Here is a 25,560-nt window from a genome sequence, read left to right as displayed (position 1 = left end):
AGGCCCGGCGTTCTTGTCCTGGAGGACGACATGTTGCTGGCGATGGACATGGAAGACCATCTGATCGCTCTTGGATACCGTGTCGAAGGGCCCTTCAGCCGCGTCGACAGGGCGCTCCATGCCATTCCCTCGCTTCACATCATCGGAGCAGTGGTTGACCTCAACCTGAACGGCGAATTTTCCTTCCCCGTGATCGAGGCACTGCAACAGCGGGACATCCCGCTGATCGTCTGCAGCGGTTATGCGGAATTGCCGGAACTCAAGACGCGTCTCGCCGGAACGCCGCTGATTGCCAAGCCCTGGAGCCCGGCAAGACTGGAACGGTTAGTGACGGAAGTTTTCCAGCCGGTCCGGCGAAAGGCCATCTGAGGCAACGGCGTCCTCTCCGTCATCATCGATGTGAAGGGGAAATGTGATCTCGCAGATCAGTCCCTCCGGCTTAAAGCTGAGCTGTGCATCACCCAGAAGCTCGTAGCCGATCATCCGCTGGATCAATGTCGTGCCAAAACCGGTGCTTTCGGGTGCCTGAACCGAAGGGCCGTCGGTCTCTTTCCAGGTCAGCCGCACGTTCTCGTTCTGGCTTTGGTCCGTCGATTTGGTCCACGACACGATGACTTTCCCGTCGTCACAGCTGAGGGACCCGTATTTGATGGCATTGGTCGCCAGCTCGTTGATGACCATGCTGATCGCAAGCGCGGCCTTCGGATCAAGATCAATGCGGGGGCCGAATTGGATATCGATCCGCTCGACACGCCGGACATAGGCAGCAACCGTGCGCTGGATCACATCTTCCAGCCTTGCTTCCCGCCAGTTGGTCTCGAACAGCAGCGCATGGGCATCCGCCATGGCGCGCAGGCGACCCATCAAGTTCTCGACGTAATCGTCCACGGTCACGCTGTTCTTTGCCGTCCGGCGAACGATCGACATGACCATGGCCATCGTGTTCTTCACCCGGTGGCTGAGTTCCCGCACCAGCAGTTCCCGGTGCTGTTCCGAGCGGCGGCGTTCGGCCTTCTCGTAGGCTTCGGCAAGTGCCCTCTCCACAGCAGCCGGCAGACGGATCAGCCGCTGCTTGAGGATGTAATCGGTCGCACCGCGGCGGAAGCTTTCGATTGCCGCCTCTTCGCCGAGCACACCGGAGACGAAGATGAAGGGCGTCTGCGGCAACCGTTCGCGCGCCATCTCCAAGGCGGTCATGCCATCGAAATCGGGTAGCGAAAAATCCGCCAGGATGACGTCGAATTCTCCGTCTTCAAGCGCTGCCAGATACTCCGCCTTGTTTACGGCACGGCGGACCTCCGGCAGAGGCTGCAACTGCAACTGCTCCAGATGTTCGCGGATCAGTTCAGCATCAAGGCTGCTGTCTTCCAGAAGAAGAACACGCGGCGCCGTCAAGCGGCGATGACTAGATTTTGGCATTGCTGGAAAATCCCGGAGGCGGCTCGTTCAAAAGGGCCCAGAACACGCCAAGATCTTGTATGGCCTGAAAGAAAGCGGTGAATTCGACGGGCTTCACGACGAAGGCGTTGACCCCCAGCTCGTAACTGCGGACGAGATCCTGTTCCTCCCGCGAGGATGTGAGCATGACGATCGGGATGCGGCCGCTTTCACGGATAACCTTGTGCGGGTTGCCGCCCCAGGTCACCGTCCTGACGAGTTCCGGCCTGAACCAGATCAGCCAACTGTTGTGAACCTTCGAAATGCTGACGGCGAGGACACCGCTCGCCACCCCTGCAATATCGTCTGCGCCCTCCATCTCACGGTGCAGTGAGTCGGTCGCGAAACAGGCTTCGTCCTCGCGGCCTGCCAGCCATTCGACGATCTGCATGACACTCAGGTCATCCGGTGCCGAGCCGATGCATCGAACCCGTCCGTCGACCGCGACGGCCGCCCCGGCTGCGCGAACTTGTGCAAGCAGCGCCTCGTTGGCACCCAGCAGCCCGTCCACCCAATCGGGCGTGGCAGCCATTGCCCCCAAAAGGCGGCTTGTGTTTGAGGCCAGGGCTGCGCGGCCCGCCGCCTCCTCTGCCCGCACAAGCGCCGAAATCCGCATCGCCAGCGATTGCGCCACGAAATCGCACATCTCGCGCGTGCTGTGCGCAATCAGATGCGGTCCGGCGCTGTGGCAGGCAATCAGGCCCCAGAAACGGCCATCGACCATGATCGAGACGGACATGGAGGCAAACGTGCCCATGTTGCGCATATATTCGAGATGCACTGGCGAAACGCTGCGCAATTGCGCGAGGCTGAGGTCCAGCGGCGCGCAATCCTGCCCGTCCTCATGCGAGAGGATCGGAACAGGCGTGTAGCTTGCATCTGGAATGATGCGCAGCCGATTGACGACATAGAGGGCTCTCGCCTGCGCCGGGATATCGCCGCTGGGAAAACGCAGGTCGAGATAGACCGGAAGCCGGCCGCCATTCGATTCGGCCACCACATGGCCGTTCCAGTCGGCATCGAAGCGATAGATCAGAACCCGGTCGAAGCTCGTCAGCTGTCGGACGAGGTCGGCCGTCGCCGACAGCGATTTCGGGATGTCGGCCTGTGCCCCGAGGCGTTGCGTGAAGCTGCGAAGCGTACCGAACACCTCGTCCGCCGGGCGAATTTCGGTGCGTTCCACCTCCACGACGATCCGCTTCCCACACCGATGCGCGACGAGGCTGAGCTGCAGGGGGGCGATGACCGTCTGGTAGAAAGGCTCCTCGGTGGCGTACCAGGTCAATATCGGCGCCAGATGGGCCGCAACCTCGCCGCTTGGAACCTGACCCAGTTCGACCGCATCGGACAGATAGTCCGCGAGATTGGCGCTGGCCTGGACGACAACACCATCCGCTGGCCTGATCACAAAAAGCGCCCCATGCGGCTGGATCGCGCCGGGAATGTGGATGGGCTCCCGGGCGCAAAGATCAAGATCCTGGTTGTTCGGCTGCAATGATCGTCTCCGCTGGCAAGACGAGCGCTTCTCACGAAAAAAGTTATCGGAAAACCATGCCTTAGTTCCCCAATCCTTGATGGTTGAAGGAGAAATAGGAGCGAGGTCCGAAATGTAAACGGCAGGTGCGAAAATCCTGGTCACGAAACCGCGAAACCGGCAGAGATCCTACCGCATGACGGCAGTTTCCGCGCAGCCACTTCCGGCAAAAACCACTGTATCGTCAATCGATCAGGTGGCGTCGAATGGCTTCGGCGATCGCCTGCGTGCGGTTGGTGGCGCCGACCTTACGGGTGGCGTTCTTGATGTAGGTGTTGACGGTATCGACCTGGTAACCGCTCTCTTGCGCGATCTGTTCGCTGGTAAGCCCCATCGACGCAAGTTTCAGACAGATCATCTCTCCTGACGACAGACGCAAAGCCGAAGCAGCGAAACGCTCCATCAAAGGCCGGGTCACCGCGGTATGGGTCGATTGGGCAATCGCACCGAGAAAGTCGATTTCGTCCGCCTCGAAGGGCACCGTCCGGGAAAATCCGACGCAGCCATACATCTCGTTGCCACGGCGGATCGGAAAGAGGAGACGATTCTTGATGTTGAACGCGTCGAGCAGGTAGGCGAGCCGGCTGTTGAGTTCGACGCCCTTCAGCACGTCGCTTTCGATCACCACACCTTCGGACAGTTTGGCACGTTCAATGAAGGGATCCGACAGATGAAACTTCTCGTCGTAGTAGGATTCGATAAAGGCCGGCGGAAAATCCGTATCGATCGACTGCCCCGTTCCGAAGCGGAAATTGTCGATATCAAGCCCGCTGACCATCACGTAATCGAAGGCAACCGCCTTGCGCAGTCGCATGGTGAAGGGATGGTTGTGGATGAAACGATGCCGAGGAACCGAGGCAAGATCAACATATTTGTCCAGATCGTCTGCACGACTGAAAATCGGACTGCTCACCATGATGCACCTAATCAAATCAGGAAAATTCTGTCCCGGACACGTCATATTGGCGCAAGAAGGACGAAGGGTTACGGAATCAAACGGCTTTCAGATCGAACCGCTGGCGTCTCGGATATACCCCGAGAGTCGCATCTCAACAATAAGTTAGCGTTAATCAATACCTCCTAAAGTACCCGGACAGCACACTGCTGCCTCATCCTGGAGTTGCCAATGACTGCCCCCGAAACGCTGAAGGACTTGAACGACCGCCTGAATTTTGCCGGTCTGAATGAACCAGCGCGTCGTATCCTTTCCGAAATGCAGCCGCTGATCCGTACGGCAATTGGTCCTGCACTGGACGATTTTTATGACAAAGCAAAGAGGCACCCGCATACCGCCTCGTTTTTCTCCTCCGATAGCCATATTGCCCATGCCAAGGGACGCCAGGAAAAGCACTGGGCCTCGATCGCCTCGGGGAAATATGATGCCGGTTATGTCGAAGCGGTCTCTGCCGTTGGCCGCACGCACGCCAAGCTGGGGCTGGAGCCGCGCTGGTACATCGGTGGCTATACCCTGATCCTGGAAGGCATCATCAAGGCCGTGGTCGCTTCGGAGCTCAAGGGGTTCCTCCACGCCAAGAAGGCCAAGGCCGTCGAAGAAAAGATCTCCGCCGTCGTCAAGGCGGCACTCATCGACATGGACTACTCGATTTCCGTTTATCTCGATGAACTGGCCGCCGGCCGCCAGCGTGTGGAGGAAGAGCGCCAGAAGTTTGCGGTGGAGCAGGAAACGGCGCTGGCAGCGCTCGACCGGGCGCTTCGCAACCTGTCAGACCGCAACCTGAACTTCCGGATGACCGAGCAGCTCTCGGACACGTTCTCGCGGATCAAATCGAATTACAACGAGTCGATCACCGAATTGAACGGTGCAATGGTGGAAATCCGCAGCGCGGTGGCGCAGGTTCTGGCGGAAATCGACAGCATCTCGCACGCGACCGACGACATGGCCAAGCGCACAGAACAGCAGGCTTCGGCGCTTGAGCAGACCGCAGCCGCCATCGAGGAAATCACGACGATCTCCGCGTCGGCCGCCCAGCGCACCGCCGAAGTCCAGACGGTCGTTCGGGAATCCGCCGAGGAAGCCACGCGATCCGGCAAGGTGGTGGAGGAAGCCATCAACGCCATGGGTCAGATCGAAAGCTCGTCGCACAAGATGACCCAGATCATCGGCGCCATCGACGAGATTGCCTTCCAGACCAACCTTCTCGCGCTCAACGCCGGCGTCGAGGCCGCGCGTGCCGGTGAACAGGGCAAGGGCTTTGCCGTCGTGGCCCAGGAAGTGCGCGAACTCGCCCAACGTTCGGCCGCCGCTGCGAAGGAAATCAAGGAATTGATCGACCAGTCCTCGGCAGACGTGAACCGCGGCGTCGATCTCGTCAATCGCACCGGCCAGGCTCTGGTCACAATCGGCGAACGCGTCAACGCCATCAGCGAACACATCAGCTGGATCGCCCAGTCGGCCCGCGAACAATCCTCCGGCATCGACGAGATCAATGCCGCGATCCGCAGCATCGACCAGATCACGCAGCGCAACGCGGCCCTGACGGAAGAGACGAACGCCTCCACGCAGAACCTCGCGGGGATCAGCTCCGGCCTCTCCGAACTTCTCTCCCGCTTCAACACCTCGTCCTCGCACCAGCATGCCTTTGGTGACAACAGAGAGCGCCGGCGCGCCTGAGGAAAACCTGTCCCCGACGAGAAAGATGCTCGCGCCGTAAGGGTCGCGGGCATCTCTAAGCTTCAAAAAGCCTCCGTATTCTTTCGGTCAGCGGTTGTCATAGCTGATCTTGGCCATAGTTACCGGGTCAGAAGACCGGTTTCCCAACAGGCCAAATCGAAAGGATCCTTCCGATGAAGAGGCTGTTTCGCAACGCGATCGCTGCCGCCGCCCTCATGCTCACCGCCCCTTTGGCGCTGGCTCAAACGCCCCCCAATGTGCTGATTGTCGGCCAGATTGCCGAGCCGCAATCGCTCGACCCGCATGTGGCAACCGCGACCAACGATTTCCGCATTCTCGTCAATATCTATGACGGTCTGGTGCGCTTCAAGAGCGGCACGTTACAGGTGGAACCGGCGCTTGCCGAAAGCTGGACCGTCGCCAACGACGGCAAGACCTATACCTTCAAGCTGCGACAGGGCGTCAAGTTCCATGATGGCAGTGATTTCGATGCCGAAGCGGTCAAGTTCAACTTCGACCGCATGCTGGATGAAAACCACCCGTTCTACGATACCGGCCCCTTCCCGTTGTCCTTCAACTTCGCGGCGGTGGATCAGGCCAATGTCATCGATCCGCAGACGGTCGAGTTCAAGCTGAAGGAGGCGTTTGCGCCCTTCCTCTCCAATCTTGCCTATCCGACCGGCCTTATCGTCTCGCCTGCCGCCGTGAAGCAATACGGCAAGGATTTTGGCCGCCACCCGTCCGGCACGGGCCCGTTTAAATTCGTCGAATGGCAGTCGAACCAGCGGGTCGTGGTGGAGGGCAATCGCGACTACTGGAACGAAGCACCGGCGCTTGAAGCCGTCGTTTTCCGGCCGATCACCGATTCCAACACCCGCGTGGCCGAAATGATGGCCGGCGGTATCGATGTGATGGTGGAGGTTCCGCCGGACAACATCGCGACCTTCCAGAACGATCCCAATTTTGCCGTGAGCGAGCAGGTCGGGCCGCATGTCTGGTTCAGCGTCCTGAATACCAAGGAAGGCCCGTTCAAGGACAAGGCCGTGCGCCAGGCGGCAAATTATGCCGTCAACAAGAAGGGTCTCGTCGATAACGTCCTGCAGGGCACAGCGACGGTGTCCGCCGGACCGATCGCACCGGCCTTCGACTGGGTGAAATCCTCCGTCGAGCCCTATCCTTATGATCCGGAAAAGGCCAAACAACTGCTGGCGGAGGCCAGGATCGAGGACCCGAGCCTGACCTTCTACATCACCGAAGGCGGTTCCGGCATGCTGGACCCTGTCACCATGGGCGCCGCCATTCAGGCGGATCTCGAGGCGGTTGGCTTCAAGGTCAAGATCGAGACCTATGAGTGGAACAGCTTTCTCTCGCGCGTGAACTCAGGGCTGGAAGGCAAGGCCGACATGGCCGAAATGGCCTGGATGACGAACGACCCGGACACCCTCCCCTATCTGGCGCTCCGCACGGCCGCCATGCCCGACAAAGGCGGCTTCAATTCCGGTTATTATTCCAACCCGGAACTGGACACGATCCTGGAAAAGGCCCGCACTTCGACCGATCAGGCCGAACGCGCCGAGCTTTACGGGCAGGTGCAGCGGATCGTCCATGATGACGCGCCCTGGCTCTTCGTCGCCAACTGGAAACAGAACGCCGTCACGCGCGCCAATGTGCAGGGTTTCACCCTGGAGCCTTCCTTCCTGCTGAACCTCCGGCAGGTCAGCAAGTAAGTGAAGACGGTTCCGGAGGCAGTCTCATAACCTGCCTCCGGCAGATCCCGCTGGAGTGCCATGACCCGTTATATCGCCAAGCGCCTGCTCTCGGTCATCCCGGTCCTGTTCGGCCTGTCCGTCATCGTTTTCCTGGTGATGGCGCTGATCCCGGGTGATCCCGCCACCGCCATTCTCGGCTCCTATGCGACGCCGGAGAATGTCGAAAGGATCAACCGCGATCTCGGCCTCGATAAGCCACTTCTCCAGCAATATCTGATCTGGATCGGCAATGTTCTGCAGGGTGATCTGGGGCGCTCCTATATTCTGAACCGTCCCGTGCTTTCCGAAGTCAGCGAACGGTTTGGCGCAACCCTTATCCTCGCCGGCACTTCACTTTTGCTCTGCTCCATCATCGGGCTTTTCGCCGGCGTTATCTCGGCCGTGCGCCAATATGGCTGGGCTGATCGCATCATCACCTTTGTGGTTCTGGCCGGCATTTCCATGCCCTCCTTCTGGCTTGGGCTGCTGCTGATCCTTGCTTTCGCGGTACACTGGCGGCTGCTGCCGCCAAGCGGCATGTATGCCGTCTATGGCGGCGGCGATTTGCCGGATCTCTTGCGTCATCTCATCCTGCCGGCGCTCACCCTGTCGGTCGTCGCCGCCGGTGTCATTGCGCGCCTCACCCGTGGCGCCATGCTGGAAGTGCTGCGGCAGGATTTCATCCGCACGGCGCGCGCCAAGGGACTTTCAGAAAGGAAGGTGGTCTACGGTCACGCCTTCCGCGCGGCGATCGTCAGCGTCATTCCGGTGATCGGCATCCAGGCGGGTTTCGTGCTGGGTGGCGCCGTCTATATCGAGACGGTTTTCCAGTGGCCGGGCATCGGTGCAATGCTGGTGAAAGCGATTTCGACCCGCGACATCCTGCTGGTGCAGGGTGGCGTACTGGTGGTCGCCGCAAGCTATGTTCTCTTCAATCTCGCGGCGGATGTGGTGCAGACCCTGCTTGACCCGAGGATCCGCGCATGACTGACAGCTTTGCCGACCTCTCTTCGCCCCCGAGAGCAAGCCGGATGTCGCCGCTTCGACTTCTCGTGCAGAGCCGTCTCGCCGCCGCTGGTCTTCTGCTTCTGATTGCCATCGGCCTGGTGATCCTCCTCGCACCCGTTCTGCCGCTTTCCGATCCCAATGCGACGGCGCCGGCTGAGCGGCTGCTCAGACCCCTGACCGAAGGCCATCTCCTCGGGACTGATCAGCTTGGCCGCGACATTCTGAGCCGTCTCATCTGGGGCAGCCGTGTCTCGATTGCCGTCGGTTTTGCCGCCACCCTGTTTGCCGCGCTGATCGGTTCGGGCATCGGCCTGATCTCCGGTTATGCCGGCGGGCGGACCGACAACATGCTGATGCGCGGCATCGATATGCTGATGGCCTTTCCCTACATCCTGCTGGCACTCGCCATCGTGGCGGCCCTCGGTCCCGGCCTGATGAATGCGCTTTATGCCATCGCGGTCGTCAACATCCCGTTTTTTGCGCGAAACGTGCGCGGCGTGACGCTCGGTCTTGCACACCGCGAATTCGTCGATGCGGCGCGCCTGTCCGGGAAGGGGCACCTTTCGATCCTTGCGACGGAGATCCTGCCGAACGTGTTGCCGGTGATCGTCATCACCATGTCCACCACGGCCGGCTGGATGATCCTGGAAACCGCAGGCCTCAGCTTTCTCGGCCTCGGTGCGCAGCCGCCGCAGGCGGATCTCGGCTCCATGCTGGGAGAGGGGCGCGCCCAGCTCTTCACCGCGCCGCATGTCTCCATCGTGCCGGGCGTGATGATCTTCCTCATCGTCATCAGCCTCAATCTCGTTGGGGACGGTATCCGCGATGCGCTCGATCCGCGGCTGAAATCCGGCGCGCTCGGACGGCCCGGCCCGATCACGGCAATCGCCACAGACCGCCGGGCGCACGAGAAGAGCCAGGCTGGTGCAGTTCTGTCTATCGAAGGCCTCGACACCGGCTTCCGGATGGGCTCCCAATACGTGCCGGCGGTGCGCAATGTCTCACTCTCGGTTATGCCGGGTGAATGCCTGGGCCTGATCGGCGAAAGCGGCTCGGGCAAAAGCGTGACCGCGCTGTCGGTCATGGGGCTTGTCGCCTCGCCGCCCGGCCTGATCCGCAACGGCTCCATCCATCTGGGCAATGAGGATGTGCTCTCCATGCCGGAAAGCCGGCTAATCGCCTGCCGCGGCCAAAGGGTTGCCTATATCTTCCAGGACCCGCTGACGACGCTTCACCCCACCTATACGATCGGCCAGCAGGTGGCGGAAGCCATTGCCGCGCACCAGTCTCTCGGTCGCAGTGAACTTTGGGACCGGGCCATTGCGCTTCTGGAAAAGGTGCAGATCCCTGATGCCCGCGCAAGGGCCGAGCATTACCCGCACCAGCTGTCCGGCGGCCAGCGCCAGCGGGTCGGTATCGCCATGGCGCTCGCCAATGATCCGGAGGTGATTATCGCCGACGAACCGACAACGGCGCTCGACGTCACCGTGCAGGCCGATATCCTGCGGCTTCTGAAGGCTCTGCAGCGCGAGCGGCAGATGGCTCTGCTGTTCATCACCCATGATTTCGGCGTGGTGTCCGAGATCTGCGACCGGGTGGCGGTGATGAAGGATGGCGAAATCGTCGAGACCGGGACGACACGAACCGTTCTGAACCGCCCGCAACATGCCTATACCAAGCGGCTGATTGCCTGTGTTCCGGAAATCGGCGAAGGCCGCCGTTTTCTACACCGGGTGGCGGACCTCTTCGACGGGCAGTCGGAAAAGGATGGCGCAGCATGAGTGACAATGCCATTCGGGTGCGCGACCTGACAAAAACCTTCGGCGGCAAAACCCAGCTGTTTGGTCGCGCCTCGCATGAGGTTAGGGCACTGACCAAGGTTTCGGTCGATCTGAAGCAGGGCGAAACGCTTGCGGTCGTTGGCGAAAGCGGTTCGGGCAAAAGCACACTCGCCCGCATCCTCGTCGGGCTGGAAACGCCGACCTCCGGCACGATCGAGATCGCCGGTCAATCGGCAGATGACCTGCGTAAACAAGGACCGAAAGCCTTCGGCAGGACCGTTCAATATGTATTCCAGGAAACGGTCGCCTCGCTCAATCCGCGCAAGACGATTGCTCAGATCCTGGAGACGCCGCTATCGCTGCTCGCCGGCCACGCCGCGCCGGAGCGCAAAAGTCGGATGCGCGAACTCATGCAGGCCGTGGACATGCCCGAGGATGCCCTCGATCGATATCCGCATGAAATGTCGGGCGGCCAAGCACAGCGCATGGCGATTGCCCGGGCGCTGGCGGCCGAGCCGGATATTCTGATCCTGGACGAACCGGTCAGTGCGCTGGATGTCTCCGTGCAGGCGCAGGTCCTGCTTCTTTTGCAAAGGCTGAAGGACGAGCTCGGGCTCAGCTACCTCTTCATCAGCCATGATCTCGCGGTGGTGGAGGCGATTGCCGACCGTGTGGCGGTCATGCACTTCGGTGAGATCGTGGAGCTGGAAGAGGCAGGCCGGTTGTTTCGCGAGCCGGTCCACCCCTACACGCAGAAACTCCTTCAAAGCGCGCCACGCATTGCCCGCTGAGTTTCAGAGAAATTCCAGCGTGATGAGGGTCAAGACCAGATAACGGCTCATCTTCGAGATCGTGATGAGGATCACAAACGTGGCCAGCGGCACGCGCAGGACACCGGCCATGATGGTCAGGGCATCGCCGATCACTGGCAACCAGGCGGCCAGCAGCGACCATTTGCCATAACGATTGTACCAGGCCTCGGCCCGCACCAGCTTGTCTTCGGAGACGGGAAACCAGCGCTTGTGGCGGAAACGGTCGATGCCGCGGCCAAGCCCCCAATTGACCACCGAGCCGCTGACATTGCCGATGCCGGCGGCGAGAAGCAGCGCCCAAACGGGGTAGTGCCCGCTGAGGATGAGCCCGACCAGCACCGCTTCGGACTGCGCCGGAAAAATGGTGGCCGCCACGAAGGCGATGCCACAGAGACCGAGATAGACGAGGATATCGGGAGGCAAGGCGCGACAGGATCCGGCATTGGAGAGTTCGGGCTCATGCCCGGTCGCGCTTCCTTAACGGTTGTTGCCGGCCACCGACAAGCATGGACCGATCACGATGCGATCAATGGGACGCGGATTTGGTGCTGCGGACCGACCGGGCGGCATCCTCAAGATCACCCCACACCTCCTTCTGGGGTGCAAAGCGCGCCCGGAGATAGGCGGCCAGTTCCCCAACCTGGCGGTCGGACAGACTGTCCGCAAAGGCCGGCATCGACATCACCTCGGCATCCGCCCTGTGACGGACGACAAGGCTTGCCGGCGCATCGGCGCCGCTGAGGATGGCGTTCAGCACATTCGTCGGCTTGGTGCTGTGCAGATTGCTGTTGAGGGCGAGATTCACCAGCGGCGTCTCGCCCGCATGGCAGGAGGCACAGGCACCCTCAAAAATCCGCGCGCCTTCGGGATGCGCCAGCCGGGCCTTCTCGCGAGCAGCCTCCGACGCAAGAATGGCGGTGTCACGCTGTGCGGCGGCTTCCTCCGGAGCGACCGGCGACGACAATCCGGCAAGATAGGTCGCCATGGCGGCGATATCCGCATCCGGCAGGGCTGACAGCGAGCGGACGACCTCCGCCATCGGACCCACCGCACTGCCGTGATCGACAGCGTGGCCATGCCGCAGATAATCGAAGAGAGCGGATTGCGTCCAGGCCACCGGCCCAGCCTGTGTTCCGTTGAGAGCCGGCGCCTCGTAACCATCGGCAAAACCGCCGGCGAGATGGTCGGCTCCGCGCCGTTCCGCGCCGAGCGCATTGCGGTCACTATGGCAGGCGGAACAGTGGCCGAGGCTTTCCACCAGATAGGCGCCCCGGTTCCAGGCCTCGCCCTTGACCGGATCGAAGGGGACCTTTGCAGCATCGAGATACAGTCCGTTCCAGCCCGCCATCAGCGGTCGGATGTTGAACGGCGCCTTGAGCCGCGTTTCCGGCGCCGCCGAGGCAGCGGCGGGCGATGCCATCAGATAGGCATAGAGATCCTGCAGGTCGCTATCGCTCGCATGCCGGAAGGCAGTGTAGGGATGCACCGGGTAGAGATGCGATCCATCGCGGGAAATGCCCTCCCGCATCGCCCGTTCGAAGGCCGCATAGGACCAGGAGCCGATGCCGTGGCTGGCATCCGGCGAGATATTCGCCGCATAAACCGTGCCGAAGGGGGTTTCGAAGGCGCGCCCGCCGCCGAGCGCTGACGATTTTTCATCGGCATGACATGTGTTGCAGCCGCCTACCGCGGCGACCAGCCGGCCGCGTTCGATGCTGGCGGCGCTGAAGATGGCCGGGTCAAGCCGTTGAATAGCGGCAATCGATGGCCGCCACGGTGAAAAGGCTGCGAGCCCGCCAAGCGCGATCCCGGCAAGACCGACGATCCCAAGACCGAAGCGGAAGAGGCGTTTGCCGCTTTCCTTCCGCCGCTCGCGTTTTGCCTGCTGCTCCTGTCCGTTGAGCCCCGCCAGCACCCGGTCGGGCGTCAGCGGCAGTTCGCGGAAGCGAACACCCGTTGCATCATAGATCGCGTTGACGATGGCGGCGGCACTGGGGACTGATGCCGATTCCCCCACGCCAAGCGGCGGCTCGTCCGGCCGCGGGATCATCAGCACATCGATATCGGGCACTTCTTCGAAGGTGAGGATCGGATAGCCGCCCCATTCAACGCTCTCGACCGCCGTCTGCGTGAAGCGGACCTTCTCCTTCAGCACCCGGCTGACGGACTGGATGACATTGCCGTGGATTTGATGACGCACACCCTCCGGGTTGATCATCAGCCCGGAATCCTGACCGACCGTCACCTTGGTGACAGCCACCTCCCCCGTACGGCGGTTGACCGCCACATCCGCTACCCAGGCGGACCAGGCCGCCGGAACACCGGGGAATTTGCCGTGCACATAAACCGCATAGGCAAACCCGCGGCCATAGAGCAGATCGCCCTCCCCGCCTTCGCTGCCAAAGCGCGTCCGCGGTCTCCAGCCGGCCTTTTCGGTCACGGCCCGAACGAGATCAGAAGCCCTCGGATCGGTTAGATAACGCAGACGGTATTCGACGGGATCGACGCCAGCGGCAGCCGCCAGTTCGTCAAAAAAGCACTCGTGCGCAAAGGTGTTCGGCATCGCCGAGACACCGCGAAACCAGGAGGCACGCGCAATCGGCGGCATGTCGTGCACGGCAATGCGCATATTGCTGACCGCATAGGGCGGAATGGCGGTACGATCCCCCATCTCCACCGTCTCGTTTCCGGAGACTTTGCCCGTCAGCACCAACGCCAGTGTCGGCGAGAGGTTGGACGGATAACGCGTCTCGAAATCATAGGCGATCGGGCCGCCCTCAAGATCGAGGCCGCCGCGAACATCGACCACCTGGGCGGCGCCTTTTGGCTCCCAGCCGTGCTCCTGTTCGCGGGTCAGCTGTACACGCACCGGCCGCCCGACGGCACGCGACAGCAAGGCCGCATCGGCGGTTACGTCGTCGGCGCAGTTGCGACCGTAACAGCCGGCGGCCTCGTAGCGTTCGACGATGATCCTCTCCTCCGACATGTCCATGAGGAGCGCCAGATCGCGGCGCATGAAATGCGGGTTCTGCGTGCCGGACCAGACGACGAGCTGGTCTTCACGCCAGTCAGCCACGGCACAGGACGGGCCGATCGACCCGTGCATCTGATAGGGCCAGACATAGGTGCGCTCCATGCGCGGAGAAGCCGAGGACAGCGCCCGCTCGATATCCCCGTCGTTGCGCAGGATGCGCGTCTTGGCCGGATTGGCGCGCAGCGCCTCCTCGAATTGGTTCAGGTCTGGTCGGGCTGGGGGTTCACGCCACACCACCTTCAGACGCCGTGCCGCCAGCGCCGCCTGTTCCTCGCGCGTGGCGACCACGCCGACAAAGTCGCCGATCGCAATAACGCCGACCAGTCCGTCGATATCGGCAACCGAGGCCTCGTCGATGGCGATCAGGCTGTTGCCAACCCCCTCGCCGTGATCGTAGCCGACATAGGGCGGGCGGATGACCCGTCCGTGCAACATGTCCGGCACGCGTACGTCATGCACATAGGTCCAGTCGCCACGGGCCTTGGCGGCAATGTCGCTGCGCGGTTGCGACTGCCCCACCAGCCGATAGGCCTCGACCGGTTTGGCCGGCGCGGACGGATCGATATCGATGCGCACATGCTCGCCGCGGATCAACTCGCCGTAGCGCACCGCAAAACCATCCGCATGGATGAGCCCGTCCTCGACAGACAGATTTTCCTGGGCAATGCCCGAGCGCTCGGATGCTAGTGCAAGCAGATAGGCTCGCGCCGAGGCGGCTGCGAGACGCAGCGGCTTGGCGGCAATCTGGATGGTTTCGCTGGCGATCGTCGGCCCCTGGTCGGGGACGGCACTGGTGGTGCCCAGCACCATCTCGACACGCTCGAAGGCAATGTCCAGTTCTTCGGCCACAATCTGGGCAAGTGCCGTGCGGATGCCGGTTCCAAGATCCACGTGGCCGTTGAAGGCAATCACGGCGCCATCCGCCTTCAGCGCCAGATAGATGTCCGGATCGTTGCCACTGCCGGGACGGGTCACGAGCAGAATGTCAGAAGCCGTCAAAAACGCATCACGCGTGACTTCGCGCAGTCCGGTCATGGGATGGCCGACCTCTCCTGCTCCTGGCGCGGTAACTGGCGTTCCGCCACCAGAAGATCACGTGCCCGCCGCACCGCCGCTAGAATTTCCATGTGGGTGCCGCAGCGACAGAGATGGCCGCGCAAGGCGGCGCGGATCTCGGCCTCGCCAGGCGCGGGGTTCTTGCGCAGCAGCGCCACCGTCGCGATGATCATGCCGTTCAGGCAGTAGCCACACTGAGCCGCCTGCATCTCGGTAAACGCCCGCTGGACCGGATGCGGTTCGCTGTCGGAGGCAAGCCCTTCGAGCGTTGTCACCGTCCGTCCGTCGAGCGCGCTGATTTTGATCGTGCAGGCCCGCACGCAGCGGTCGTCTACGAGGACGGAACAGGCACCGCATTCGCCGAGCCCGCAACCGAATTTCGGTCCGTTGAGCGCGCAGTCATTGCGGAGGATGAAGAGCAGCGGCGTCTCTGGCGCCACCGCGAAAGTCTGTTTTTCGCCATTGATGGTGAGGGTTACGGGGCCGCGTGCCATTGCTCGCCAGCCTCGTCGGCGGGACATCGCGCGCACCTCTGCCCTCGGTTCCCAGATGGGAGGAAGGTCAGGATTGCGTCGTTCCCCTTTTGGTTTTTGTCGGTCGCATCCATAAGCGGGATGCTAACAGGAAATCATTCGCACGCAAATGATTTCTTCCTCGGTAAGGAGCGCTGCGAATGCTCAGCAGATCTTGCGGATCAGCCGTGCCAGTTGCTCGCGCTCCTCCGGCGTCAAAGGCGCCAGGGTCTCATCGGTCACGGTCCGCGCAGCGTCGAGGTTCCGCTCGATCGCGGCATCACCATCGGCCGTGAGCGACAGGATGAGCCGCCGTCCATCCTCCGGGTCCGGCGCGGTTGCCACATAACCACGGGCCACCAGCCGGTCCACCACGCCCTTGATGGTGGCGGCGTCCATTGCCGTTTCACGGCCGAGGAAATTCTGCGAGGTCGGCTGGATTTCCTGGAGTTTGGTGAGCGCCGACCATTGCGTCGTGGTCAATTTATCGCCCATCAGGCCCGCAAACAGCGCGACATGCCGCTGGTTCGCCTGACGCAGCAGAAATCCGATCTGCTGGTCGACGCGATAGGCGCCTGCCTGCTTCGGCCGCCGTGTCTTTCTGGCGCCTGTCTGATCGCCTGCCATTCCGCATCCCTTTCGCGCGCGCTGTCTAGCGGTTTACGTGTCATCCGCTATTTGTCAACGGATCGAGAAGCCGCCTCACCGGTCGGTTTTCAACCAGTCCCACCGCTTGACAGCCACCGGAAGCAGGATCACTATTCGTTTGCATACAAATAAAATACGTCTTCCGCCAAGGATCGGCACCATCCTGTACCACGGTCTTTTGCGAGGACGACACAAAGGGGATCCACGATGGTGAAGCAGCAGGTGGAAAGTGCTGTCAACGGGAAGATCCGTTGCGACGCCTGTCCCGTGATGTGCTACATTTCCGATGGCAAATCCGGCGCCTGCGACCGCTACGCCAATATCGGTGGCGATCTCGTCCGCGTCGATCCGCTCACCATTCTGGAAAACAGCTTGAGCGATGGCGGTAAGGTCGTTGCATTCCTGCCCGAAGGCGGCAAGCCGGATTGGGATGGTGACATCGTGAATGCCAATGCGACCTTCGTGACCGCTGTCGGCGCAGGGACCACCTACCCGGATTACAAGCCCGCCCCCTTCATCGTCTCGCAGAAGCAGAACGGCATCGACATGGTGACGGTCGTCACCGAGGGCATCTTCTCCTATTGCGGCGCCAAGGTGAAGATCGACACCGATCGTTTCATCGGCCCCGAGACGGCGGCGGTGCGGGTGGATGGCGAACCGGTCGGCCATGTCACCACCGGCGAATATGGCTCGCAGATGCTTTCGCTCGGTGGCGTTCACCATCTGACCGGCGGCTCGAAAAAGGAAGGCCGCGTCACCTGCGACACGCTGATGCGCCTGTGCAACCGCGAGCGGGTCGAGATGATCATTGATGGCGGCGCCACACTTTTGCTGCAGGCAGGCTGTCCCCCCGTCATAAACGGGGTCGAGGAAAGCCGCATGCGCGTCGGCTGCGGTTCGGCCACGATCGGCATGTTCGCCAAGCAGTGGAAGGACATGGTGGACGAGGTGGTGGTGGTCGACGATCACATCACCGGCGTCCTTTCCGAACACCAGGCCGGCAAACTTCTCGACGTCCAGCCGACGGGCATCAAGATCAAGGGCCGCCGCTCGACACCCGGCCGCTATTTCCAGGTGGCCGAACCCGGAACCGGCTGGGGCGGCACGAACATCTCCGATCCACTCGCCATCCTTGGCGATTTCGACGCCAAGGTCGCCTATCCGGGGCTGCGGCTGCTGATGGTCTCGACCACCGGCGACCAGTACGGTTATTACATCCTCGACGAAAACCTGCAGCCGGTGCTGCAGACCATCCTGCCAGCCGCCATCCAGGACACCGTAGACGTGGTGGCCGAAAACTGCGAGCCAGCGATGGTTTCCGTCCTTTTCATGGGTGGCGCGGGCGGCAGCCTGCGGGCCGGCGTGACCACCAATCCGGTGCGGCTGACGCGCTCTGTCCGCGAGGCCCTCACCTACGTCTCCTGCGGCGGGGCACCGGCCTATGTCTGGCCGGGCGGCGGCATTACCGTGATGGCGGACGTCATGCAGATGCCGAGCAACAGTTTTGGTTACGTGCCGACGCCGGCGCTTGTTGCGCCGATCGAATTCACCATGCGGCTCGAGGATTACCGGACGCTCGGCGGCCACATGGACGCCGTCATCCCGATCGAGGAGGCGGTGGAGCTTGCCGAACGACGGATTGCGCCGCTGGTGCCAGGCGCCTGGCCGATGGCGGAGCGCAATTTCAAATGGGGCACGGGCGGCTGAGGATGCGGCGATGAACGGACCGATGGCACGCTATCTGGATGGATCTGAAACGGGACGGCTGCATCTGCAGTACGGCCCGATCGATCTCATCATCGGCGTCGATGGTCCGCGCGCCACGCCGAAGCATATCCGCCACGCGCAGCAATGCGCCTGGAACCGCTTCCAGACCATCCTGCCGGAACTGGTCGACGAACTGCCGCTGCTGCGGTCACCCGCCACCCCTCACGAACCGGGCGCCCGGGGCAGCACCGCCCGTCGCATGGTGGAGGCGGTTCGCCCCTTCGCCGCCAACTACTTTATCACGCCGATGGCAGCGGTGGCCGGTGCGGTCGCAGACGAGGTGCTCGCCGCCATCCGGCTTGGTTTTTCCCCAGACGACTGTCCCGAGCGGATCTTTGTCAACAATGGCGGGGATATTGCCTTTCACCTGTCGGGAGAGGTGGAATTTTCGGTCGGCATCGCCCAAGACGATGGAGAAGGTCTTGGCCGCTTCAGGGTCACCGCCAGCGAGCCGATGCGCGGCATCGCAACCTCGGGACGCGGCGGGCGGTCGCTCTCGCTCGGCATCGCCGACAGCGTGACCGCTCTGGCAGACGATGCCGCAAGTGCCGATGCGGCCGCCACCATCATTGCCAATGCCGTCGATCTGCCGGGCCATCCGTCCATTCGCCGGGCGCCGGCATCCTCGGTCAAGGATGACAGCGACCTCGGCGATCTTCCCGTTGTCATTGATGTTGCTCCCCTGCCCGCCGACGAGATTGCAAGAGCGCTGGACAGGGGACAAGAGATGGCCGAGCATCTGATCGACCGCGGCCTCATCTCCCGTGCCGCTCTTTTCCTGCAGGGGGCGCACCGCATCGCGGCCCCTCATCCCGCCCCCTTTCCAATGACAGCCCGACTGGAGATGAGACCTCATGCCTGAACCGATCGTCCGCAAGATCGTCACCATCGTCGAAGACATCCTGCATGAGGGTGGGCCGAAGGCGGAGCATCCGCTGAAGCGCGGCGCAATCCTCGCCGTCATTCACAATCCCTTCGCCGGCGCCTATCACGAGGAGATCGCCGGCTTCATGAAGGATCTCGAACCGCTCGGCCTCGAGATGGCGAAAAAGCTGATCGACGCCCTGGGCGGCGAGCCCTCGACCATCGAAGGGTATGGCAAGGGTGCCATCGTCGGCCAGGCCGGAGAACTGGAACATGGCGCGCTCTGGCACGTACCGGGCGGTTATGCCATGCGCGGTGCGCTGGGCGAAGCCAAGGCCATCGTTCCCTCCACAAAGAAGGTCGGCGGCCCGGGAACGCGGCTTGACGTTCCCGTCACGCACATCAACGCATCGTATGTGCGCAGCCATTTCGATGCCATGGAAGTGGGCGTGTCCGACGCGCCGCGGGCGAATGAGATCGTGCTGGCACTGGTCATGACCACCGGCGCCCGCATCCATGCCCGTGTCGGCGGTCTCAAGGCTGAGGAGATCAAGGGCGAGGATGGCCTGAGATGAAGGCAGAGATCCGCAAGATCGCCGTCTTTGTGGAGGAAGTGCGTCGCGAGATGGATCGTCCCGTCAGGCCTGCGACCCGCAAGGCCTCAGCGGTCGCCGTCATCCGTAACCCCTTCGCCGGCCGTTATGTCGAGGACCTTCAGGACCTGATGGAGATCGGCGCAGAACTCGGCGGGTTGCTTGGCCAGCGTTGTGTTCAGGCGCTCGGCATCCGGCCGGATCAAGCGGAGAGTTATGGCAAGGCAGCCATGGTGGGGGAAAACGGCGAGCTGGAACATGCCGCGGCCATCCTGCATCCCTCGCTGGGCAAGCCCCTGCGCGAGGCGGTGGAAAAGGGGGCGGCGCTCGTCCCCTCCAGCAAGAAACGTGGTGGCCCGGGCCAGGTTCTGGACATTCCACTGGGTCACAAGGATGCCGCCTATGTCCGTTCGCATTTCGACGGCATGGAAGTGTGGTTGAACGACAGTCCGCGCGCCGACGAAATCATGGTGGCGGTTGCGGTGACCGATAGCGGTCGGCCCCTGCCTCGCGTCGGTGGTCTGCGGGTTACCGAGATCGAAGGAAAGGACGGGCTCCGCTAGAGCCCATCCCATGCTTGACAGCCGTTAAGACGACTGACACATTCGTTTGCATACAAATAAAAAGGGAACAGCCGTGTCACATCAGCGCGTCATCGCGAACGACGCCCGGACTCCGTCTCCACGCCAGTCGATCGTCGCCGGCATCGATGTTGGCGGCACCTTTACCGACCTCGTTCTCTTCGATGCCACAAGCGGCCGCGTTCGCCTTGCCAAGACCCCGACCACGCTCGACAATCAGGCTTTCGGCGTCGTTAACGCCCTTGAAGCGGCCGAGGCCGACATTGCAGCCCTCGACCTGATCGTTCACGGCACAACGACCACCACGAATGCCGTTCTGGAGCGCAATCTCTGCAAGACCGGCCTCATCACCACCATGGGCTTCCGGGACGTACTGGAACTTGGGCGCCGCACCCGCCCGAACGCCTATGGCATGAAGGGCGAGTTCCGGCCGATCATCCCGCGCGACCTGCGCGTGGAAGTGCCGGAACGGCTGGACGCACGCGGCAATGTCATTACCCCGCTCGATGAGGAGGCACTGCGGAGCGCCATCCGCCAGTTGGTCGATCTCGACTGCGAGGCGCTCGTCATCCACTTCCTGCATGCCTATGCCAATCCTGCCCATGAAATCCGCGCCGGCGAGGTTGCCTCGGAGATCTGGCCGAATGGCAATATCACGCTCGGCCATGCGCTTCTCTCCGAAAGCCGCGAATACGAACGCGGCGTGACGGCAGCGGTGAATGCCTCGGTGCAGCCTCTGCTGCGCCGTTACGTCGAGCGTCTGGCCGATACGCTGGCCGCTCGCGGTTACAAACACGACGTGCTGGTGATGAACGGCAATGGCGGCATGGTCTCGGCCCGGCATGTGGCGAAGGAGGCGGCAAAAACCGTAATGTCCGGCCCCGCCTCCGGCGTCATGGCAGCAGCCTTTACCGGGCGGCGGGCCGGCATGCCGAACCTCATCACCTACGACATGGGCGGCACCTCCACGGACGTCGCCCTCATCCGCGATGCGGAGCCGACCGTGTCGAACGAGATCGAGGTGGAATATGCCATGCCGATCCATGTGCCGATGGTCGATGTCCGAACCGTCGGCGCCGGCGGAGGCTCGATCGCCAGGATCACGGCGGCGGGTCTCCTGCAGGTCGGTCCGGAAAGCGCCGGCGCCACCCCCGGGCCGATCTGTTATGGCCGCGGCGGCACGAAACCCACCATCTCGGACGCCAACCTCCTGCTCGGGCGCCTCAACCCAAGCCGTCTGAACAGCGTTCCCGGTGGCATGACGATCGACCACATCAAGGCGATCTTCCAGGCAGAACTTGGCGATCGACTGGGCCTCGACGCCATTCAGGCGGCGGATGCCGTCGTCCGGGTCGCCAATGCCCGCATGTCGGATGCGGTGCGGATGGTCTCGGTCAGCCTCGGCGAGGACCCGCGCGATTTTGCTCTCTTTGCTTTCGGAGGTGCAGGCCCCCTGCATGCGGCCGCCATTGCCCGCGAACTCGGCATCCCGAAGGTGCTGGCGCCATCGCGCCCCGGCATCACCAATGCGCTCGGCTGCGTCGTCGCGGATCTACGGCATGACTTCGTCCAGACCGTCAACCGCCCCCTGGCGAGCGCCGACATTGAGGCCGTGTACGCGATCTTCGCCCGGCAGAGCGCCGATGGCCGCGAGTTGATCGGCAAGGAGGCCGTGACCATTCGCGAGATCCGCGAGATCCGCACCGTCGACATGCAGTTCATCGGCCAGACGCATCTGCTGCGGGTTGCCGTGCCGGACGCGATGCCGACACGCGAAGACCTGCAACGACGGTTCGAGGAGGCCTATTTTGCCCGCTTCCATGTCGAACTGCCGGAAATTCGCGCCAACCTCGTCAACGTCAACACTTCCGTCATCGGCCGGCGCGACGAGATCGACCTGTCGGCGCTGATCGACGCGAGCGGGCGAAAGGCCACGCTCGATGAGGCCCGCACCGGTAGCCGGCCCGTCTGGTTCGGTCGCTGGATAGACGCGCCCGTCTATTGGCGCGATCACCTGCCGCTTGTCGCGGCCATTGCAGGCCCCGCCATCATCGAACAGATGGACACGACCATTCTCATCGAGCCGGGCGACGTCGCGCAGCAGGATCGCGACGGCAACATCATCATCACGATCGGGAGCGCCGCATGAGCATCGATCCGATCACGCTCTCCGTCATCCAGTCCGGCCTGCAGCAGGTCTGCGACGAGATGGACCTCTCCTTCTCTCGTGCCGCCTTTTCGCCTGTGATTGCCGAAGCCAACGACCGGTCCGACGGCATCTATTCGGCGGTCGATGGCTCGCTGATTGCGCAAGGGTCGAGCGGCTTGCCGGTCTTCGTTGGCGTGATGCAGTATTCGACGCGCGTGCTGATCGAGATGATTGCTGCCGGCAAGGCGGCTGCACCCCAGCCGGGCGATATCTATATCGTCAACGACCCCTATCTCGGTGGCACGCACCTGATGGACGTGCGCTTCGCCATGCCGGTCTATCGCGCGGGGCAAATTTTCTGCTGGCTGTCCAACACCGGCCACTGGCCGGATACGGGTGGCGCGGTGCCCGGCGGTTTTTCCGCGTCGGCAACCTCGGTCGAGCAGGAAGGGCTTCGGCTGCCGCCGGTGCGCCTTTTCAAGCAGGGCGTTCTCGATCCGGAAATCTACGCGATCATCTGTTCCAACATCCGGGTCGCCGACCAGCGGATCGGTGACGTGAAGGCACAGGCAGCGGCCCTGCTTGTCGGCGAAAAGCGTCTTGTCCGGCTTCTGGACCGCTATGGCGATGACACGGTCACGGAGGCCATCGCAGAACTTCGCCGCCGGGCAAACCAGCAGATGCGCGCCAATATCCGCCTCATCCCGGACGGCACCTACACCTCCGTCGCCTATGTGGACAGCGACGGGGTCGTCAACGAACCGCTCGAAATCCGGCTGGCGATCACGGCGCGCGGCGGCGAACTCAGCTTCGATTTTTCCGGCTCCTCAAAACCCTGTCGGGGGCCGATGAATTCGGTGTTGGCGACGACGCTTTCCTCCGTCTATCTCGCCATGCGCCACATCTTCCCGGACGTCCCGATTTCCGCCGGCGCCTTCGAGCCGCTGACGGTGATCCGACCGGAGGGCACGTTCCTTGATGCGCAGTATCCCCGGCCCGTTTCCGGCTGTGCGGCGGAGGTCAGCCAGCGGATCGCGGAAGCCGTCTTCTCGGCTCTGGTCGAGGCGCTGCCGGATCGTGTCACGGCGTCGCCGGCCGGCAGCTCCGGCAATTTCGCGCTTGGCGGTTATGATCCCGAACGGGGCCAGAATTTTGTCATGTACCAGATCTCCGGCGGCGGTTACGGCGGCAATGCCGATCACGACGGCCTGGCGAACGGCTGTTCTACCATCGGCATTTCAAAAGCGCCGCCGGTGGAGATCATGGAACAACAATATCCCGTGCTCTACCATCGTTATGCGCTGCGCGAGGGATCGGGCGGCGCCGGAAAACATCGCGGCGGCTTCGGGTTGGATTACGAAATCGAACTGCGCCGGGGCGAAGCAACGGCCAGTTTCGTGATGGATCACGGACGCTTCGGCCCACCCGGTGCGCTCGGCGGATCGGACGGTGCGCCGAACCAGGTCACCCTGACGCGCAACGGCATCCCCATGACCCCGGACCACTTGTCGAAGGCGCAGGATATTCCGCTGAAGCCGGGCGACCGGGTCCGGGTGCAGACGCCAGGCGGCGGCGGATATGGTCACCCGTTCACCCGGCAACCGGAAGCGGTGGCCGAGGACGTCCGCCTGTCGCGCTACAGCATCAGTGACGCAAAGACGATGTTCGGCGTCGCATTAAAGCCAGACGGATCTGTTGACGCAGAGGGGACCAAGGCATTACGAGCGGAGGCGGAAGCGGCCTGAGGAGAGGCCGCGCGGAGACAGCCGCCCATGCGCGCAGGCGCGACCATGGAGAAAGCGTTTTGCACCGGAGATGTACAGGTCTCCGCAGCGCTTCGTCGCGCTACGTATAGATATAGTGGATACACTTTAAATTTGTTCGGCTCAACCGTCAGAGCTATGATCTCGCACGACACAATGGCGATCAGAGACCAGTTAAGCCGCACCGATTGCCCGAATTATAAGCCGAGATTTGACTTGCATCTGTTTTGGGCCTTGATAAGCTCATCACTATACAGTGCATACACTAAAAAACGCGCAAAGCTCCCGACGAGAAGGAGCGCGCAGACGGCAGACGAATTCATCGCTACCACGCAAGGGGAACGACCATGCACTCGAAGTATAATCCTCTCAGTTTATCCATGCAGCGCCGCACCGCGCTGAAGACGCTCGGCGGCGCGGCGATCGCGCTCACCAGCCCGGCCGTGCTGCGCCCGGGTTTTGCCCAGGACGGCACGATCAAGCTCGGCGCACCGATGCACCGCACCGGCATCGGCGCGTCTTATGGCCGCTGGTATGAGCGCACCGCCACCGCCGCCGTCAAACTCGTCAACGAGATGGGCGGCATCAATGGCCGCAAGGTCGAGATGATCGTCGAGGACGACGGGACCGATCCGAAGCGCGGCACGGAAGTCGTTGAGAAGTTCGCCACGCAGTACAAAGTTGACGCGATCTTCGGTCACCTCTTCTCGAACGTGGTCGCCGCCGCCGCACCGCGCGCCGGCGAACTGAAGGTTCCCTATTTTATCTGTTCAGAAGCAAGCCTGCTCGGCGCCGGCAAGCTCAACCGCTACACCTTCCAGCCGGGCATCACCGATGTGCGCGCCCAGGTGCAAGCCATGGCGCCGTGGATCGGCAGCACGATCGGCAAGAAGGTCACGATGATCTTCCCCGACTACAATTTCGGCCATGACCACCGCGATTTCTTCACTGCCGCCATCAAAGCACAAGGCGGCGAAGTGGTGGCCAAGATTGCCGTGCCGCCGACGGAAACCTCATTCACCCGATATTTCCCGCAGATCCCGCCGTCGACCGAGGTCATCTACCACGTCATGGTCGGCCCGGCCGTCCTGACCTTTGTCAAGGAACTCGGCGATTATCTCGGCAGCAAGCGCCCGGAAATCTTCGGTTTCATCGACTCGCTGGAAGCCGTGAACTTCAACACACCGCAACTCGGTTTCCTCGAAGGCACCTATTTCTGGGAAGCCTATCCGCGGTATGCCCAGGCCAACCAGACGGAGTTCGACAAGTTCTTCCGCGAGAAGGTCGGCGTCGATGCCAATGGCGCAAGCATTGCAGACCCGAAGGACATCTCCACCTATTCGCACATGTTCTCCTGCTGGGAGACCCTCTTCGTCATCAAGCAGGCGATGGAGATGGCAAACTACAGGGGCCCTGAGCAGAAGAAGGATCTGGTCGTCGCGATGGAATCGATGACGAGCTTTGCCGAAGGTAAGGAACATCCGCAGGGCGCCAAGCAGTTCAACGGCAAGACGCATCAGGTGTTCGGTTCGCAGAACATTTCCAAGGTCGAAGGTGGCAAGCTCAAGGTGGTGCACCGCACCAAGATCGAAGACGGCCTCTACGAAAGCCCCACCGACTACACCAAGATGGATCTTTGAT

20 protein-coding genes are annotated in these 25,560 nt (G+C 62.4%); 13 read left to right on the top strand and 7 right to left on the bottom strand.

All coding sequences use genetic code 11. The annotated features are described in order from the left end of the window. The first annotated feature begins 30 nt into the window (after positions 1 to 30). Complete coding sequence (locus tag OU993_RS15290; protein ID WP_268158794.1) at positions 31 to 369, top strand: response regulator; 339 nt, start codon at positions 31 to 33, stop codon at positions 367 to 369. Here the strand turns inward: OU993_RS15290 and OU993_RS15285 are convergent. From OU993_RS15285 to OU993_RS15275, 3 genes are all read right to left on the bottom strand, one after another. Then, a complete protein-coding gene (locus OU993_RS15285) occupies positions 325 to 1,419 on the bottom strand; it encodes a sensor histidine kinase (protein WP_268158792.1) in 1,095 nt (364 codons plus the stop codon). The two genes, OU993_RS15290 and OU993_RS15285, sit on opposite strands and share 45 nt — an antisense overlap. Further along, the gene (locus OU993_RS15280; protein WP_268158790.1) at positions 1,406 to 2,932 is read right to left on the bottom strand and encodes a GAF domain-containing protein; all 1,527 of its coding nucleotides are present in this window, start codon (positions 2,930 to 2,932) and stop codon (positions 1,406 to 1,408) included. The genes OU993_RS15285 and OU993_RS15280 overlap by 14 nt, the downstream gene beginning before the upstream one ends. A gap of 223 nt (positions 2,933 to 3,155) precedes the next feature. After that, positions 3,156 to 3,887: a LuxR C-terminal-related transcriptional regulator gene (locus tag OU993_RS15275; RefSeq protein WP_442792970.1), complete on the bottom strand. Its 732-nt coding sequence runs from the start codon at positions 3,885 to 3,887 to the stop codon at positions 3,156 to 3,158. 210 nt (positions 3,888 to 4,097) lie between these two features. Here OU993_RS15275 and OU993_RS15270 point away from each other — a divergent pair, with 210 nt between their 5' ends. From OU993_RS15270 to OU993_RS15250, 5 genes are all read left to right on the top strand, one after another. Continuing rightward, complete coding sequence (locus tag OU993_RS15270) at positions 4,098 to 5,603, top strand: methyl-accepting chemotaxis protein (protein ID WP_268158786.1); 1,506 nt, start codon at positions 4,098 to 4,100, stop codon at positions 5,601 to 5,603. A 173-nt stretch (positions 5,604 to 5,776) separates the two neighbouring features. Then, positions 5,777 to 7,330 (top strand): ABC transporter substrate-binding protein, encoded by a 1,554-nt coding sequence (locus OU993_RS15265; protein WP_268158784.1) that lies wholly within the window; start codon positions 5,777 to 5,779, stop codon positions 7,328 to 7,330. Positions 7,331 to 7,390: 60 nt separating this feature from the next. Continuing rightward, complete coding sequence (locus tag OU993_RS15260; RefSeq protein ID WP_268158782.1) at positions 7,391 to 8,338, top strand: ABC transporter permease; 948 nt, start codon at positions 7,391 to 7,393, stop codon at positions 8,336 to 8,338. Then, positions 8,335 to 10,140, top strand: a complete 1,806-nt coding sequence (locus OU993_RS15255; protein WP_268158780.1) for a dipeptide/oligopeptide/nickel ABC transporter permease/ATP-binding protein — start codon at positions 8,335 to 8,337, stop codon at positions 10,138 to 10,140. Before OU993_RS15260 ends, OU993_RS15255 begins: the two co-directional genes overlap by 4 nt. After that, the gene (locus tag OU993_RS15250) at positions 10,137 to 10,931 is read left to right on the top strand and encodes an ATP-binding cassette domain-containing protein (RefSeq protein ID WP_268158777.1); all 795 of its coding nucleotides are present in this window, start codon (positions 10,137 to 10,139) and stop codon (positions 10,929 to 10,931) included. The genes OU993_RS15255 and OU993_RS15250 overlap by 4 nt, the downstream gene beginning before the upstream one ends. A gap of 3 nt (positions 10,932 to 10,934) precedes the next feature. Here OU993_RS15250 and OU993_RS15245 read toward each other — a convergent pair whose 3' ends face one another. The 4 genes from OU993_RS15245 to OU993_RS15230 form a co-directional block, all read right to left on the bottom strand. Continuing rightward, a complete protein-coding gene (locus OU993_RS15245; protein WP_268158775.1) occupies positions 10,935 to 11,375 on the bottom strand; it encodes a YqaA family protein in 441 nt (146 codons plus the stop codon). 103 nt (positions 11,376 to 11,478) lie between these two features. Then, positions 11,479 to 15,021 carry a molybdopterin cofactor-binding domain-containing protein gene (locus OU993_RS15240; RefSeq protein ID WP_268158772.1) on the bottom strand — a complete coding sequence of 1,181 codons (3,543 nt, stop codon included), beginning with the start codon at positions 15,019 to 15,021 and terminating at the stop codon, positions 11,479 to 11,481. Further along, entirely contained in the window at positions 15,018 to 15,536 is a 519-nt protein-coding gene (locus OU993_RS15235; protein ID WP_268158770.1) for a (2Fe-2S)-binding protein, read from the bottom strand. The genes OU993_RS15240 and OU993_RS15235 overlap by 4 nt, the downstream gene beginning before the upstream one ends. Before the next feature lie 183 nt (positions 15,537 to 15,719). Beyond that, positions 15,720 to 16,181 (bottom strand): MarR family winged helix-turn-helix transcriptional regulator, encoded by a 462-nt coding sequence (locus tag OU993_RS15230; RefSeq protein ID WP_268158768.1) that lies wholly within the window; start codon positions 16,179 to 16,181, stop codon positions 15,720 to 15,722. A gap of 228 nt (positions 16,182 to 16,409) precedes the next feature. On the opposite strand from OU993_RS15230, the gene OU993_RS15225 reads away from it, so the two are divergent. The 7 genes from OU993_RS15225 (at position 16,410) to OU993_RS15195 (ending at position 25,559) form a co-directional block, all read left to right on the top strand. Next, on the top strand, positions 16,410 to 17,909 hold the full coding sequence (locus tag OU993_RS15225) for a 6-hydroxynicotinate reductase (RefSeq protein ID WP_268158765.1): 1,500 nt from the start codon (positions 16,410 to 16,412) through the stop codon (positions 17,907 to 17,909). 10 nt (positions 17,910 to 17,919) lie between these two features. Next, positions 17,920 to 18,831, top strand: coding sequence for a UPF0280 family protein (locus OU993_RS15220; protein ID WP_268158762.1), 912 nt, complete (start codon positions 17,920 to 17,922; stop codon positions 18,829 to 18,831). After that, positions 18,824 to 19,408 (top strand): amino acid synthesis family protein, encoded by a 585-nt coding sequence (locus tag OU993_RS15215; protein ID WP_268158760.1) that lies wholly within the window; start codon positions 18,824 to 18,826, stop codon positions 19,406 to 19,408. The genes OU993_RS15220 and OU993_RS15215 overlap by 8 nt, the downstream gene beginning before the upstream one ends. Then, positions 19,405 to 19,989: an amino acid synthesis family protein gene (locus OU993_RS15210; RefSeq protein ID WP_268158758.1), complete on the top strand. Its 585-nt coding sequence runs from the start codon at positions 19,405 to 19,407 to the stop codon at positions 19,987 to 19,989. Before OU993_RS15215 ends, OU993_RS15210 begins: the two co-directional genes overlap by 4 nt. 73 nt (positions 19,990 to 20,062) lie before the next feature. Further along, positions 20,063 to 22,156, top strand: a complete 2,094-nt coding sequence (locus tag OU993_RS15205) for a hydantoinase/oxoprolinase family protein (RefSeq protein WP_268158755.1) — start codon at positions 20,063 to 20,065, stop codon at positions 22,154 to 22,156. Further along, positions 22,153 to 23,901, top strand: a complete 1,749-nt coding sequence (locus tag OU993_RS15200) for a hydantoinase B/oxoprolinase family protein (RefSeq protein ID WP_268158753.1) — start codon at positions 22,153 to 22,155, stop codon at positions 23,899 to 23,901. Before OU993_RS15205 ends, OU993_RS15200 begins: the two co-directional genes overlap by 4 nt. 398 nt (positions 23,902 to 24,299) lie before the next feature. Next, a complete protein-coding gene (locus OU993_RS15195) occupies positions 24,300 to 25,559 on the top strand; it encodes an ABC transporter substrate-binding protein (RefSeq protein ID WP_268158750.1) in 1,260 nt (419 codons plus the stop codon). The last annotated feature ends 1 nt before the right edge of the window (position 25,560 follow it).

The sequence above is a fragment of the Rhizobium sp. SL86 genome (assembly GCF_026672545.1).
Lineage (GTDB): Bacteria > Pseudomonadota > Alphaproteobacteria > Rhizobiales > Rhizobiaceae > Neorhizobium.
The sequence above is the reverse complement of the archived record's forward strand: the minus strand, read 5'-3'. Positions and strand labels throughout refer to the sequence as shown.